The 13,705-nt window shown below is 68.4% G+C and carries 15 protein-coding genes; 5 read left to right on the top strand and 10 right to left on the bottom strand.

Annotated features, from left to right (window positions below; all coding sequences use genetic code 11):
- The 3 genes from fadD8 to NY1_RS15665 are packed head-to-tail and all read right to left on the bottom strand — an operon-like array spanning nucleotide 1 to nucleotide 3,723.
- The gene (gene fadD8 / locus NY1_RS15675) at nucleotides 1-1,605 is read right to left on the bottom strand and encodes a fatty-acid--CoA ligase FadD8 (protein ID WP_067713062.1); all 1,605 of its coding nucleotides are present in this window, start codon (nucleotides 1,603-1,605) and stop codon (nucleotides 1-3) included.
- Between the two features lie 30 nt (nucleotides 1,606-1,635).
- Nucleotides 1,636-2,829: a thiolase C-terminal domain-containing protein gene (locus NY1_RS15670; protein ID WP_067713059.1), complete on the bottom strand. Its 1,194-nt coding sequence runs from the start codon at nucleotides 2,827-2,829 to the stop codon at nucleotides 1,636-1,638.
- A gap of 45 nt (nucleotides 2,830-2,874) precedes the next feature.
- The gene (locus NY1_RS15665) at nucleotides 2,875-3,723 is read right to left on the bottom strand and encodes an SDR family NAD(P)-dependent oxidoreductase (protein WP_067713056.1); all 849 of its coding nucleotides are present in this window, start codon (nucleotides 3,721-3,723) and stop codon (nucleotides 2,875-2,877) included.
- Nucleotides 3,724-3,777: 54 nt separating this feature from the next.
- Here NY1_RS15665 and NY1_RS15660 point away from each other — a divergent pair, with 54 nt between their 5' ends.
- Nucleotides 3,778-4,761 carry an alpha/beta fold hydrolase gene (locus NY1_RS15660; RefSeq protein ID WP_067713053.1) on the top strand — a complete coding sequence of 328 codons (984 nt, stop codon included), beginning with the start codon at nucleotides 3,778-3,780 and terminating at the stop codon, nucleotides 4,759-4,761.
- Between the two features lie 6 nt (nucleotides 4,762-4,767).
- On the opposite strand, the gene NY1_RS15655 is transcribed toward NY1_RS15660, so the two are convergent.
- The gene (locus tag NY1_RS15655; RefSeq protein WP_067713050.1) at nucleotides 4,768-5,415 is read right to left on the bottom strand and encodes a winged helix-turn-helix transcriptional regulator; all 648 of its coding nucleotides are present in this window, start codon (nucleotides 5,413-5,415) and stop codon (nucleotides 4,768-4,770) included.
- Nucleotides 5,416-5,480: 65 nt separating this feature from the next.
- On the opposite strand from NY1_RS15655, the gene NY1_RS15650 reads away from it, so the two are divergent.
- The 4 genes from NY1_RS15650 to NY1_RS15635 all read left to right on the top strand — a co-directional run bounded on the left by NY1_RS15650 (nucleotide 5,481) and on the right by NY1_RS15635 (nucleotide 8,802).
- Nucleotides 5,481-5,930, top strand: a complete 450-nt coding sequence (locus tag NY1_RS15650; RefSeq protein WP_067713047.1) for a PaaI family thioesterase — start codon at nucleotides 5,481-5,483, stop codon at nucleotides 5,928-5,930.
- 8 nt (nucleotides 5,931-5,938) lie between these two features.
- Nucleotides 5,939-6,484, top strand: a complete 546-nt coding sequence (locus NY1_RS15645) for a P-loop nucleotide/nucleoside kinase family protein (RefSeq protein WP_174567195.1) — start codon at nucleotides 5,939-5,941, stop codon at nucleotides 6,482-6,484.
- Between the two features lie 135 nt (nucleotides 6,485-6,619).
- Entirely contained in the window at nucleotides 6,620-7,387 is a 768-nt protein-coding gene (locus NY1_RS15640) for a 2-phosphosulfolactate phosphatase (RefSeq protein ID WP_067713601.1), read from the top strand.
- A gap of 59 nt (nucleotides 7,388-7,446) precedes the next feature.
- Nucleotides 7,447-8,802, top strand: a complete 1,356-nt coding sequence (locus NY1_RS15635; protein ID WP_067713043.1) for an NAD(P)/FAD-dependent oxidoreductase — start codon at nucleotides 7,447-7,449, stop codon at nucleotides 8,800-8,802.
- Between the two features lies 1 nt (nucleotide 8,803).
- On the opposite strand, the gene NY1_RS15630 is transcribed toward NY1_RS15635, so the two are convergent.
- From NY1_RS15630 to NY1_RS15605, 6 genes are all read right to left on the bottom strand, one after another.
- The gene (locus NY1_RS15630; RefSeq protein WP_233434345.1) at nucleotides 8,804-9,286 is read right to left on the bottom strand and encodes a nitroreductase family deazaflavin-dependent oxidoreductase; all 483 of its coding nucleotides are present in this window, start codon (nucleotides 9,284-9,286) and stop codon (nucleotides 8,804-8,806) included.
- Between the two features lie 35 nt (nucleotides 9,287-9,321).
- Nucleotides 9,322-9,966, bottom strand: coding sequence for a putative DNA-mimic protein (locus tag NY1_RS15625; RefSeq protein WP_067713040.1), 645 nt, complete (start codon nucleotides 9,964-9,966; stop codon nucleotides 9,322-9,324).
- Nucleotides 9,967-10,011: 45 nt separating this feature from the next.
- On the bottom strand, nucleotides 10,012-11,154 hold the full coding sequence (locus NY1_RS15620; protein WP_067713038.1) for an FG-GAP repeat domain-containing protein: 1,143 nt from the start codon (nucleotides 11,152-11,154) through the stop codon (nucleotides 10,012-10,014).
- Nucleotides 11,155-11,299: 145 nt separating this feature from the next.
- Nucleotides 11,300-12,094: a hypothetical protein gene (locus NY1_RS15615; protein WP_067713596.1), complete on the bottom strand. Its 795-nt coding sequence runs from the start codon at nucleotides 12,092-12,094 to the stop codon at nucleotides 11,300-11,302.
- A gap of 119 nt (nucleotides 12,095-12,213) precedes the next feature.
- Nucleotides 12,214-12,546 (bottom strand): STAS domain-containing protein, encoded by a 333-nt coding sequence (locus tag NY1_RS15610; protein WP_067713034.1) that lies wholly within the window; start codon nucleotides 12,544-12,546, stop codon nucleotides 12,214-12,216.
- A gap of 187 nt (nucleotides 12,547-12,733) precedes the next feature.
- Nucleotides 12,734-13,687 (bottom strand): helix-turn-helix transcriptional regulator, encoded by a 954-nt coding sequence (locus tag NY1_RS15605; RefSeq protein WP_218028362.1) that lies wholly within the window; start codon nucleotides 13,685-13,687, stop codon nucleotides 12,734-12,736.
- Nucleotides 13,688-13,705: the final 18 nt, after the last annotated feature.

Genomic DNA, 13,705 nt, shown 5'->3' with positions numbered 1-13,705 from the left:
CTACAGGCCCAGGCGTTCCTGAGCGATCACCCGGACCGCCTTCTTGTCCGGCTTGCCCAGACCGGTCAGCGGCAGTTCGTCGATGACCAGCACATGCTTGGGCACCTGCACGGAACCCTTGCGCTGCTTGACCGCCGCCTGAATCTCGGCGGTCACGGTCTCGACGGCCGCCGGGTCCGCGGCGGTGGCGGCGTCCAGCACCAGGACGGCGGTGACGGCCTCGCCCCAGTGGGCGTCGGGAACACCGACCACGGCCACGTTCAGAACCTTCGGGTGTTCGGACACAACGTCTTCCACTTCACGCGGGAAGACGTTGAAGCCGCCGGTGACGACCATGTCCTTGGAACGGCCGACGATGAACAGGAACCCGTCCTCGTCCTGCCGCGCCAGGTCGCCGGTCCACAACCAGCCGTTCTTGAACGTATCCGCCGTCACCTCGGGCAGATTCAGGTAACCGGCGGCCAGCAGCGGTCCGGAGACGCAGATTTCGCCGACCTCACCCGGCGCGACCTCGTTGCCCTCCGGATCGAGCAGCGCCACGCGCAGGATGTTGGAGGGTCGCCCGCAGGAGGTCAACCGCTCCTTGTCGTGCTCCTCCTTACCCAGATAGCTGATGGCCATGGGCGATTCGGACTGCCCGAAGTACTGCGCGAAGATCGGCCCGAAACGATCGATGGCCTCCTGCAACCGATTCGGGTCGATGGCGGACGCGCCGTAGTACACGGTCTCCAACGACGACAGGTCACGGGTCTTCGAATCGGGGTGATCCAGCAGCGCGTAGATCATGGACGGCACCAACATGGTGGCGCTGATCCTGTGCTCCTCGATCGCCTTCAGCACCTCGCCCGCGTCGAAGCGCGGCAGCACCACGCACTGCCCGCCCAGCAGCACGGTCGGCACGAAGAACGCCGCGCCCGCATGCGAAAGCGGCGTGCAGATCAGGAATTTCGGCCGCTTCGGCCATTCCCATTCCGAGAGCTGGATCTGCGTCATGGTCGACATGGCCTGCGCCGTGCCGATCACGCCCTTCGGCTTACCGGTGGTCCCGCCGGTGTAGCTGATCGAGATGACATCGTCGGGCCGCAGCTCGGCCGCCTGCACCGGCCGCGGCTCGTACTTGTCGGCGGTGGCCAGCAGATCCACGCCCACGTCCGCGAGCGCCTCCGGCACCGGACCCAGCACCAGCACCTTGGTCAGCGACGGCACCATATCCACCAGCTCGCGCGCCCGCTGCACGAACGCCGGCAGCGGATCCAGCACCAGCGTGGTGATGCCCGCGTCGGACAGCACGTACGCGTGATCGTCCAGCCCGCCGATGGGATGCAGCGCCGTCCGCCGATGCCCGGCCACCTGCCCGGCGGCAATGGTGAACAGCACCTCGGGCCGGTTCAGCGCCAGCACGCCGATCGGCGAACCTGTCACGATGCCGTGCTCGGCGAAGGCGTCGATATACCGGCCGATACCGTCCAGCACGTCGCCGCCGGTGAGCACGTGGTCGCCCAGCGTCAGCACCGGCGAATTCTTGTGCCGCCGCAGCCCCGACAGCAGGCTGTGCCCGTTGTGCACCGGCATCCGCAGCCGGACCTCGGGATCGATAGTCGTCATGGTGTTCTCATTCCGTGCGATCGAAGGTGATCAGAGCGTGCCGGAGCGGTACAGGGTGACCGCGACCGCGCCACCCAGTCCGAGATTGTGCGCGAGCGCGGTGCGCGCGCCCTCGACCTGGCGTTCGCCCGCGAGTCCGCGCAGCTGCCAGGACAATTCGGTGGCCTGCGCCAGCCCGGTAGCGCCGAGCGGGTGGCCCTTGGAGATGAGGCCGCCGGAGGGGTTGACCACCCAGCGCCCGCCGTAGGTGGTGGCCCCGGATTCGACCAGCGCGCCGGATTCGCCTTCGCCGCACAGGCCCAGCGCCTCGTAGGTGATGAGCTCGTTGATCGAGAAGCAGTCGTGCAGTTCGATCACGTCGACCTCGTCGATGCCGACGCCCGCGGTCGCGAACACCTTCGAGGCGGCCGCGCGGGTCATGGGCGCGCCCACCACGTCGATCATGGAGCCGGTGGAGAAGGAGGTGCCGTCGTCGGTGGCCAGCTCCTGCGCCAGGATTTCGATGGCCTGCGCCTCGAGGCCGTGCGCCTTCACGTACTCCTCGCTCACGACCACGGCCGCGGCCGCGCCATCGGACATGGGGGAGCACTGCGAGCGGGTCAGCGGGCCGTGCACCGGCTTGTCACCCAGCACCTGCTCGAGGGTGTACGCATCCTGGAACTGGGCCAAGGGATTCCGCGTCGAGTGCTGATGGTTCTTGACCGCGACCGCCGCCAGCTGCTCGGGCGTGGTGCCGTAGCGCTTCATGTGCTCGATGGCGGCATTGCCGAAGAACTGGGTGGTGATCGGCGCGGCCGAGAACTCGAACAGCTCCCGATTGACCTTCAGGTGCGCGTCGACGGTGGTGACCTTGGGCTTGGTGGCCGGGCCCGCCATGGCCTCCTTGGTCATCTGCTCGAAGCCGACGGCGAGGGCGATATCGGCGATGCCGGCGGCGACCCATTCGCGGGCGAACATGAGCGCGGTGGAGCCGGTGGCGCAGTTGTTGTTCACGTTCACGATCGGAATGCCGGTCAGGCCCACGTCGTAGAGGGCGCGCTGCCCGGCCGCGGACGGCTGGAAGACGTAGCCGACGGCGGCGCGCTGCACCTGGTCGTAGGTCACGCCGGCGTCTTGCAGGGCCCCGTTGACGGCTTCGGCGACCATCTGCGGGTAGGTCCACTCGCGCGAACCGATCTTGACGAACGGCGTCATGTTCACACCCACGATGAATGTGCGTCGCATTGTTCTGCTGTACTCCTGTTCTGCGGGAACGGTTTTCGTCTGCGTTCAGTCGGCGCGCGGAATGCGGCCGTCGAGGTCGGTGAAGCCGTAGTCCTCGGCGAGGTCGGCGACCTTCCAGGCTTTTCCGGTGCGCGCCTTGCGATTCGGGTCGGCCGCCAGGGCCACTACGGCGCGGCCGGGGAAGCGCGGGGATTCGGCGGTGGCGAGATCGAAGGTGCCTTCGCCGGGCAGGGTGACCAGGCGGCGGCCCTCGGCATCGGCCGGAACCATTTGCAGCAGTTCGGTATCCACGATGCCGGGCCAGATCGACACCGCGGTGGCGTCGGTCTCGGCGAGATCGTGCGCGAAGTCGGCGGTGAGCCGGTCCAGCGCGGTCTTGCCGACCCCGTAAACGGCATTGTGCATGTGGCGCACGGCCCCGGGGGAGGACACGTTCACGATCAGCCCGCCGGATTCGATCAGCAGCGGCGCACCGAAAACGCTTGCCACGTAATGCGATCGGACCCCGATATCGAAGGTCTCGTCCCACGCCTTGGCCGGGACCTCCCAGAACTTGCGGCCCAGCCAGCGCGCGGCGCTCGGCGAGTTGTAGACATTGTTGACCAGCACGTCCAGGCGGCCCTGCTCCTCGCGCACCCGCGCGAACAGCGCCTCGACGGCGGCATCGTCCTTGTGGTCGCAGACCACCGCGATCCCGGTCCCGCCCAGTTCGTCGATCTCGGCGGCGGTGGCGTGCACGGTGCCGGGCAGCCGGCCGGGCGCGGTGGTGCGCCCGGTGACGTACACGGTCGCCCCGGCCGCGCCCAGCTCCAGGGCGATGCCCTTGCCGATGCCCCGGCTGGCCCCGGTCACGACCGCCACACGACCGGCGAGAATCTTGGGTATTTCGCTCACAACCTCCGGACACTACCGTTAAATGAGAACACGTTCTAGAAATTGGAGTCGGTAGTGGAATTGACGCATCGCTTCCTGGACGCCAACGGCATCCGGCTGCACGTCGCGGAGCAGGGGCAGGGCTATCCGGTCATCTTCTGCCACGGGTTCCCGCACACCTGGTACGTCTGGCATCACCAGATGGCCGAGGTGGCCGCGGCGGGATACCGGGCCATCGCCCCCGACCTGCGCGGGTACGGGCGGACCGAGGCGCCCGGCGAGGTCGAGGCGTACACCAACGAGGCCGTCATCGGCGATCTGCTGGCGCTGCTGGACGACATCGGCGCGCCCAAGGCGGTGTTCGTCGGGCTCGATTTCGGTGCGCAGCTGGTGTGGGAGCTGTCGCTGCGGGCGCCCGAACGGGTCGACGGGGTGGTGGTGCTGAACAATCCGTTCGCGCCGCGCCCGCCGCGCGCGCCGTCGGAGTTCTGGACCAAGGCGGCGCAACGGCACTTCCTGCACCTGTCCTACTTCCAGGAACCGGGCGTGGCCGATCCGGAACTGGCCGCCGATACGCGCGGGTTCCTGGCGCGGGTGTACTACTCGCTCTCCGGGGAGTACCACTACCTCGACACCTGGAAGAACCCGCCCGGGCTCGGCTACCTCGATGTGCTGCCGCAGGCCCCGGAACTGCCGTGGCCGTGGCTGTCGCAGGACGAATTCGACACCCTGGCACAGGATTTCGAGCGCACCGGGTTCACCGGCGGGCTGAACTGGTACCGCAATCTGGACCGCAACTGGGAGCTGACCGCCGCCTACGCCGATGCCAAGGTGGAGGTGCCGACCTTCTTCCTGTACGGCGAGAACGACCCGGACATGGAAGGTTTCAGCGGTCGCGATCCGCTGGCCACGCTGCGCGCCAATGTCGCGGACCTGCGGTCGGTGGTCGAAGTACCGGGTGCTGGCCATCTGGTGCAGCTCGAAAAGCCGGAGGTCGTCGGCAAATTCGTGACCACCGCGCTGCGGGAACTGCACGTCGGAGCGCGCATCGCGCCCTGAGCGGGGTCAGCTCGCGGCGAGCAGGTAGCCGGCGAACCAGCCGGGGAAGGCGCGGCGCAGGTCGGCCGGGCCGGTCAGGGTGACGGCCTCGGTGCGCAGCAGATGACTCCAGCTGGTTTCGCCCAGCCAATAGCGGGTGAGCGCGTCGAGGTCGGCCTCGATGCGCAAGGCGATGGGATGGCCGCCGTCCTCATCGCAGAGCGTGACCTCCGGGGCGCGGGCGAGCAGGAAGTACGGCTTGGAATCCATTGCCGGGAAACGCAATTCGACCAGCGTGGGTTCGGCCGGGAGGTGTTCGGGCACCACCCGGCGGCGAATGTCCCAGAGCAGCGAATCCGGATCCAGGTGCTCGGGTAGCAGGCCGCGGTGATCCCATTCGGTCGCCCACATGCCCAATTCGCGCAGTACCGGCATCAATCCCGCGCCTGCCGCGGTCAGGTGGTAGCCGTCGCCGTCGCGGCCCACCACCCCGGCGCGTTCGAGTTCCTTGAGCCGGATCGACAGCATGGATTTCGAGATGCGGGGGATGCCGCGGCGAATGTCGTTGAACCGCCGCTCACCCATGAGCAGTTCGCGCACGATGAGCAGCGACCACCGCTCCCCGAGCACCTCCAGCGCGCGTGCAATGGCACAGAACTGCCCGTATCCGCTCATACTTCGATGCTACGGGTCCGGATTTACTACCTCCGCCCGCGCGCATCCGCCCTACCTTCGAGAACGTGACTGATGCCCCCGCCGAAACCGGCCTCGAATTCCTGCGCGCCATCATCGAAGGCCGCCGCCCGCAGCCGCCCATCTCCGCCGTCCTCGACTTCGAACTCGTCGCGGCCGAACCCGGCGAGGCCACCTTCGAGGGCATGCCCGGCGAACAGTTCTACAACCCGATGAACACCGTCCACGGCGGCTACATGGCCACCCTGCTCGACTCGGCCCTGGGCTCCGCCGTCATGACCCGCATGCCCGCCGGAACCGCCTACACCACAGCCCAACTCAGCGTGAACCTGCTCCGCCCGGTACTCGCCGACACCGGCAAACTACGCGCCGTCGGCCGGGCCATCCATGTCGGCCGCACCATCGCCACCGCCGAAGCCCACCTGATCGGCATCGCCGACGGCAAGCTCTACGCCCACGCCACCACCACCTGCGCGGTCTTCCCCGTCCGGCTATAACTGGCGAGGTGACCGAGCTGCCGACCCTGATCGTCGTGAGCGGCCCGCCGGGAGCGGGCAAGACGACCCTGGCGCACGCTCTCGCCCGGGCCATCGGCTGCCCCGCGGTATGCCGGGACGAGATCAAGGAGGGCATGGTGCACGCCGCCCCGGCCTTCACGCCCGGTCCCGGTGACGCGCTGAACGTGCCGACGATGACGGCCTTCTTCGGCGTGCTGGAACTGCTCTTGCGCGCGGGCGTCACCACGGTCGCCGAAGCCGCCTTCCAGGACCGGCTCTGGCGGCCGGGGCTCGAGCCGCTCCGTGCGCTGGCTCGGCTCCGCATCGTGCACTGCTCGACGACGCCGGAGGTGGCAGCGGAGCGAATTCGGCTGCGAAGCAAGGACAATCCGCTGCGGCGGGCACATTCGGCTCCGGGATCACAACAAACCACGCGGGCGTTCGACCGGGTCGCGATCGCGGCCGACGCACTGGAAGTGGATACCACCGACGGCTACCGGCCCGCTCTGGACGAGATCGTCGCCTTCGTCAACGACGGTCTCCGCCCGGAATAGAGCGTGGGCGGGGCCGGGCGTCGCCATGGAATGCGCTGGGATCCGGGTGATCGTTATCGTCGCCGGGCGCAATTGCGCTGTGGCACAGTGGCGGATCGGTCGCCGGGCTGGTCGGTGCAGGAAGTGGAGGCGGGGATGTCCGAGTTCGCGGAGTGGTCGAAGCAGGCCGGAGCCGGGGTGCGGTTCGAATGGGGGCTGACCGGAGCGCGGGCACTGGGGCCGGAGTGTGCTGCTCTCGTGGTGGTCGACGTGTTGTCGTTCACGACGTCGGTGTCGGTGGCGGTGGAGGCTGGGACACGGGTGCTGCCGTATCCGTGGCGGGACGGTAATGCGGCGGAGTTCGCTGCTGCGCATGGTGCGCGGCTTGCGGTGGGGCGGCGGGCGGTGTCGGATGAGCAGCCGTGGTCGCTGTCGCCGGCTGCATTGCGGCGGGCGCCCGTGCCGGAGCGGTTGGTGTTGCCGTCGCCGAATGGGTCGGCGATTTCCGCTGCCGTCAGCGGGATTCCGGTTATCGCGGCGAGTCTGCGCAATGCGGCGGCGGTTGCGCGGTGGATCGCGGGGCAGGGGTGGGGGAGTGCGGAGCGGCCGGTGGCGGTGATCGCGGCGGGGGAGCATTGGCCGGGGGAGTCGGGGCTGCGGCCGGCTGTCGAGGATTGGCTGGGGGCGGGGGCGGTGATCTCGGCGCTCACGGAGTTCGGGGTCGATGGGCTGTCCTCGGAGGCGCGGGCGGCGAAAGCCGGATATGACGGGATCGGGGATATTGCGGGGCTCATTCGTGAGAGTGCATCCGGGCGGGAGCTGGCCGCTATCGGATTCGCCGATGATGTGGCCATAGCGTTGGAGATCGGGGCCGGGAAAACCGTGCCGGTGCTGGTCGACGGGGCTTTCAGCGCGGCCCGGTGAGGCGGCTCGCACCGCGGCGATGACTCCGATCCGTGCGGGGATGAACTACCGTCGAGCAGGTGAAGCCCGCACGGATCGTGATCGTCGGCGGTGGTTTCGCCGGAGTCGAATGTGCCCGCCGGCTCGAGCGCAAGCTGCGGCCGGAGGAAGCGGAGATACACCTGGTCGGTCCCAGTGACGGCCAGCTGTACCTGCCGTTGCTGCCGCAGGTGGCGTCCGGGGTGCTGACCTCGGTCGCGGTGGTGGTATCGCTGCGGCGGGTGCTGCATCGCACCGAGATCGTGCCGGGGCTGGCGGTCGGGGCCGATCCGAAGCGCAATCACATCGTGGTGCGGCAGCCGTCGGGCACGCATTGCGGGCTGGAGTACGACCAGCTCGTGCTCACGCCGGGGTCGATCACCCGGATCATCGATGTCCCGGGGCTGCCGCAACACGGCTTCGGCATGAAAACCCTTGCCGAGGCGGCCTATCTGCGCGATCACGTGCTGCGCCAGCTGGACCTGGCCGCCGTCAGCGATGATCCGGCCGAGCAGCGGGAACGGCTGACGTTCGTGACGGTGGGCGCGGGTTACGCGGGCGCCGAGACGACCGCGATGCTGGCCCGGCTCACCAAAGCCGCTGCGCGCGAATACTATCCGCGCGTCGATCCGGCGGCGGTGAAGTGGTACCTGGTCACGCACAGCGGACGCATCATGCCCGAGCTCGGCGAGCGGCTGGCCGCCCGTGCGAAGCAGATGCTGGCCCGCCGCGATATCGAGCTGGTGGCGGGCGCGTCCGCCGCCGAGGTGACCGAGCGTTCGGTCACGCTCACCACCGGTCAGGTCATCCCCACCCGCACCGTGCTGTGGACCGCGGGCGTCACCGCCAGCCCGCTCGCCGACCATCTCGGCGCGACCACCATCAAGGGCCGCATCGTCACCGACGCCGATCTCACCGTGCCCGGTCTCGAGGACGTGTGGGCCTGCGGTGATGCCGCGGCCGTGCCGAACCTCACCGCCCCGGGCGAATTCTGCGCCCCCACCGCCCAGCACGCGAGCCGTCAGGGCCGCCACGCCGCCGACAATATCGTCGCCACCCTGCGCGGCAACCCGCGCACGCCCTACCGGCACAAGGACCTCGGCATGGTCGTCGACCTGGGCGGCTTCGACGCCCTCGCCCGCCCCCTCGGCGTCGGCCTACGCGGCGCACCGGCCCAATTCGTCACCCGCGGTTACCATCTCATGGCGCTGCGCACCTTCGCCGCCCGCGCCCGCACCGGCTTCAACTGGCTGCTGCACTCCCTGGCCGGCGACGACTTCATCCGCATCGGCCTCGCCGACGATGCCCCGCACACCATCGGCGATTTCGAGGACACCGGCGACTACCTGACCCCCGAACAGGTGACCGCCATCCTCGACGAATGCCATCCGGGCTGATTCAGCGCGGTTCGAGCAGCACGATGGGTATGGTGCGCTGCTCGGCCTGACGCCGATAGGAGTCGAAACCCGGGAACAGCGCCACGAACTCGGGCCACAACCGCGCCCGCTCGGCATCGTCCGCGAGGCGCGCTCGCACCGGGCGCACCTGCGAGCCGATCTGAATCGTGGTGTCCGGGTGGGCGAGGAGATTGTGGAACCACGCCGGGTGCACCGGCTGCCCGCCCTTGGATGCCGCGACGGCCACCGCGTCGCCGTCCGGATGGAACATGACCGGCGAGGTCCGCCGGATGCCGGACTTCGCGCCGAGGTGATCCAGCAGCAGGATGCGCGCCCGCGGCCAGCCCGGCAGCCGCGCCCCCAACCGGCCGCGCGACCAGCGATACAGCGCCACATGGACTTTCGTCGACCGGCGGCCGAGGAACACCCCGCGCCGGGTCGCCTGGTTGGAGCTGGACAGTACGAAGTTACCGAGAATCCCCACGACCTCCATTGAACCCGATACCCGGGCGGGCGGGTTCAGCCGAAGTGGATCAGCGTGTTGTTGCCGAGGGACACCCGCGCGGATTCGTATAGCAGGAACCAGGTTTCGCGTTCCCGATAGAACGGATGGGTGTCGGTGTGGTCCGCCCGGAGTTCGGCGAGAGCGGTCTCGGCCAGTTCCGCGCCGATCATCGTGATGCCGATATACGGGGCCACATAGATGAGTTCGCGCAGCAGGCCCTGGGTCGACCCGACCATGCCGCCGGGAATGATGTCGTCGTCGGGGTACAGCACCATGTCGAAATCGACCGGCACGTAATAGCCCTCGCAGTCCGAGTGGCAGATCAGATGCGACTCGAACATGTAGGTCAGCGCTTCGACCGCGGGATCTCCGGTGGGGTCCTCGCCGTCCGCGACGGGCGCGAGCGCCTCCCCGGGATTCTCCACGGCGCGGGCGTAGGCGCGGCGCAGATAGTGCACGAAACTGTATGGCAGGCTGCCGATTTCCTCGCGGCTGGTCACGGGACCGTAGGTCTCCGGCTCCTGGTGCGCCGGTAGTCCTTCCGAGGCCAGCAGCGCGTTCAGCGCCTCGAGCTCGTTGCGCAGATCCGCCAGATACTCGGGATCGTCATTGCTCATCAAGCTGTACGCGTACGCGTGCGTGCCCACCGCCAGTCCCATGCGCACGAGGCTAGCGGTGGGGTACGACATTCCGCGATCGCCCGGCTACGAGGCGTTCTTCAGGAAGGACACCGCATTGGCGGCCCCGGCCACCACGATGTCGATCTTGCCGTCGCGATCGAAGTCCGCCAGGACGGGCGTCTGCGGCTGGTTGGTGACGGCGTAGTCGGCGGTGCGGGCGACGGTGCCGTCACCGTTGCCGGTGAAGATCACCATCTTCGAGTCCAGCACCGCCGACATGGCGGCGTCGAGCTTGCCGTCCCGGTCGAAGTCGGCCACCGCGATACTGGTCGGCCCCAGCCCCGAGAAGGTGATCCGGTTGGTCTTCTTGAAGCCGCCGTTGCCGTCCGAGACCAGCACGGTGGTGGAGAAGGAGAACGAGTCGGCGGTGATCACATCGTCGATGCCGTCGCCGTCGAAGTCCCCGGCCCGCACATCCTCGGTGATGAGACCGCTGGTGCTGGAACCCTTCTTGGTGAAGCTGCCGTCCCCGTCGCCGAGGAAGACCTGCACCTGCTGCAGCAGATCGTTGTTGATCGCGATGTCGATCTTGTTGTCGGCGTTGAACTTCCCGACCGTGAACGAGGCGGCCGGACCGGGAATGATGGCCGAATCGCCGGATTTGAAGGTGCCGTCCCCATTGCCCAGCCAGGTCTTGACGCCGGCGGGAATGAGGCTGAGCATATCGGCCTTACCGTCGCCATTGGCATCGGCGACGATCACCTCCTGCTGCGCGCCTTCGAGGGTGGTGTACTTCTGGCCCACCTTGAAGGTGCCGTCGCCATTGTTGAGGAAGACCGCGATGCTGGTCCACGCCTGCGCCACCACGTCGATCTTGCCGTCGCCGTTCAGATCGCCCGCGCCGACCGCGCCGTAACCGTTGCCGACCGAGCCGACTCGCGCACCGGTGCCGAAGGTGCCGTTGCCCTTGCCCGCCATCATGATCGGGCCGTCGCCGCCGAAGTCGGCGGCCACGATATCGGTGATGCCGTCGCCGGTGAAGTCCGCGCCGACGGTGCCGATGGGGGAGGGGCCGGGACCCCACGACGGGAACGATCCGCCGGAGGGCGAATCGACCTTGGAAGAGAACGCGATATGGCCCGCGGCCTGCGCCGTGCCCGGCAGGGCGAGCACGACGGCGGCGGCCGCGGCGAAGACGAGACGGGGACCGGAAATGCGACTGTGCATAGGTGTTCCTCAGTCGGGGTGACAACCACCGTGCGGTGGTGGCCACGGACTCTAAGGCACCTGTGATCAGGAATTATTCGGGTTCAACGCAATTCGGCCGATTGTCGGTACGTGATCGTTCCGCTCGTGCAGAGTGCCCGAAACGTCAGTAGTTCGCATTCAGGTACTCGGCGGCATGGGTGGTCCACAGCAGCTCCGAGCCCGGCATGGGGTGCCCGGAGTAGCGCACGTGCTCACCGTCCGGCCACGGGGTGAGGTAGCCGAGCACCCCGCGCACCGCCGCGGCGTAGCGGTCGATGTTCGCCACCGGATCCCGCATCAGGAATTGCAGCAGCTGGTCGAACAGCAGCCCGGTGAAATCGCCGATGCGTGCGCCCTCCAGTAACGCGAACGGCGAAATGCCGGCGTCGATGACGCGCAGCGGCGAATCGGCGGGGGAGGCGGTGATGATGTCGTTCGGATTCGCGTACTCCCGCACATCCAGCCCGATCGGCCAATTCCCGCGCTGCCCGTGCAGACCGTAAAAGCCGGGCCCGCACAGATTTCCGGCCGATTGCCCGGCGCGGCGCATCGGATTGGCGATATTCACCACGAACGCGATCTCCAGCGGCGAGCCGTCGGCATTGCGGAACTCCCCGGTCCGCACCCCTTCGAGAATCCGCGACGCCACGATGCCGCCGAGCGAATAACTCAGCAGCCCACACACATTCGGCGAATCCTGAATAGCGCGCACCCCCGCCGCGACGCCCTTCTTGACCGAGGTGATCAGCGAGGGTCCCCACAATTCCGGCACCGGTCCGATCGAGGCCGGCCAATCCGGCTCGAAACAGCTGAATTTGTCGGTGTCGAGCAGTTTGGCGACGTCGTGCAACATCCCCGCCGGGGTGCCGTCGGTATTGCGCTGCTCCCCGGTGCCGCGCAGCGTGATGATATCGATCATGTCGTTCCCCTCCGCACCGAGACCTTCGGCGCCGAGGCTCACGCTAGGTGCGCACGGCACCGCGCTCGCGAGTAGTTCACTACCCGAATACGCGCCGGGTTCGTACGCGAAAGCGAAGGTCAGCGTCGCAGCGGGGTGCGGCGCAGATGTTCGAGCCCGGTGAGGTCCAGGACCCGCCGCACCGCAGGCGAGATGCGGTCCACGCGCACCGTCTTGGCATGCGTGCGCGCCGCGTCCTGGAGGCGCGCCAGCACGCGCAGCCCGGCCGCGCCGAAGAACGTCACCCCGCTCAGATCGATCTCCACGATTTCGGTGGTGTGATCGGTGAGCAAGCCGATCACCGCGATGAAGAGCTGATCGGCGGTAGCGCAGTCGATCTCGCCCGTGCACACGGCGGTCGAGCGCATATCCGCGCGGTGGACGAGCACCGACAGCGGCTCAATCGGGCGCACGGGACGACCGTCTCGGCGGTGCGGAACGCTTGCGGAAAGGAATCACGGCACCACCTCGTCGGCCGTCCGGAAGCGTATGGAGAACGGGGCACACGGATGCCTCACGCCCCTCCATCCCATCGCATCGCGGGCGGCGAGGCTAGCGGTGCGAACGAACGATACCGGCACGAAAAACGAAGTCCCGGGCTCAGCTGCCGCGCAGTGTCTGCGCCGGATACTCACCGTAGATCGCGAAGTAGTGGGCGGCGAACCGGCTGGGGCGCAGATACCCCCAGCGCGCTGCCACGGCCGTCACGGTGATCCGGTCGCCGGGCGCCGCCGCCCGCAGTTCCTCCCGCGCCCGCTCCAGGCGGACCCGGCGCAGATAGTGCATGGGTGTGGTGTCCAGGTGCCGCCGGAAGGCCAGCTGGACCGCACGCGGGCTGACATTGCTGGCGCGGGCGATATCGGCGACGCCCAGATCCAGGTCCGGATTGGTCTCGATGAACGCGGTGGCCCGCCGCACCGTGGTGCGCGTGGCGTCGGCGCGATCGCCGGCGCCGTCGGCGGGGCCGTCACCGGACGCGGTGAGCAGCACGGCGGCCAGCAGCTGTCCGGCATTGCCCACGAGCAGCGATCCGGCCTCCGAATCATCGACCAGGGCAAGGGATTCGGTCAGATAGTCCACCGAGTGCTGCCAGAATCGGGCGGCCGCGGGCGGCAGACGGCCGTACCGCAATCGGTCCAGCAGTTGCTCCGAGGTACCGGTGTCCCCGGCCGCCTGCTGCAGCAGCGCCACGTCCAGGCCCACCGCCTGCACGTGGGTGCCGTACAGGGTCGAGCGGTGTGCCCGATGGGGGTGCGCGGCCAGGAACACCTCGCCCGGACCGTAGTGCTCACAGCTCGCGCCGGTGTCGAATGCCATGGTGTGGCGCAGGATTCGGCACACCATCAGTGATCCGAGGGGTTCCTTCTCGTACCCGGTGGTGAGGGAATTGCGCACGGTGTCGAAGCGCACCGGCCCGATATCGCAGCGTTCGAGTTCGAAGCGGAAGGCCGCCGGATCGCCCGATACGCGAATCCTGGTGTCGCCGAACAATGTCGTGATGTACTCGCGAGCGCGCTCCGGGTCGGTGGTGCTGAACTCGCTCCGTACCGGCATCCCGGACATCCCTCTCGG

It is taken from the genome of Nocardia yamanashiensis NBRC 100130, assembly GCF_001613325.1.
In the GTDB taxonomy this organism is placed as follows: domain Bacteria; phylum Actinomycetota; class Actinomycetes; order Mycobacteriales; family Mycobacteriaceae; genus Nocardia; species Nocardia yamanashiensis.
The sequence above is the reverse complement of the archived record's forward strand: the minus strand, read 5'-3'. Positions and strand labels throughout refer to the sequence as shown.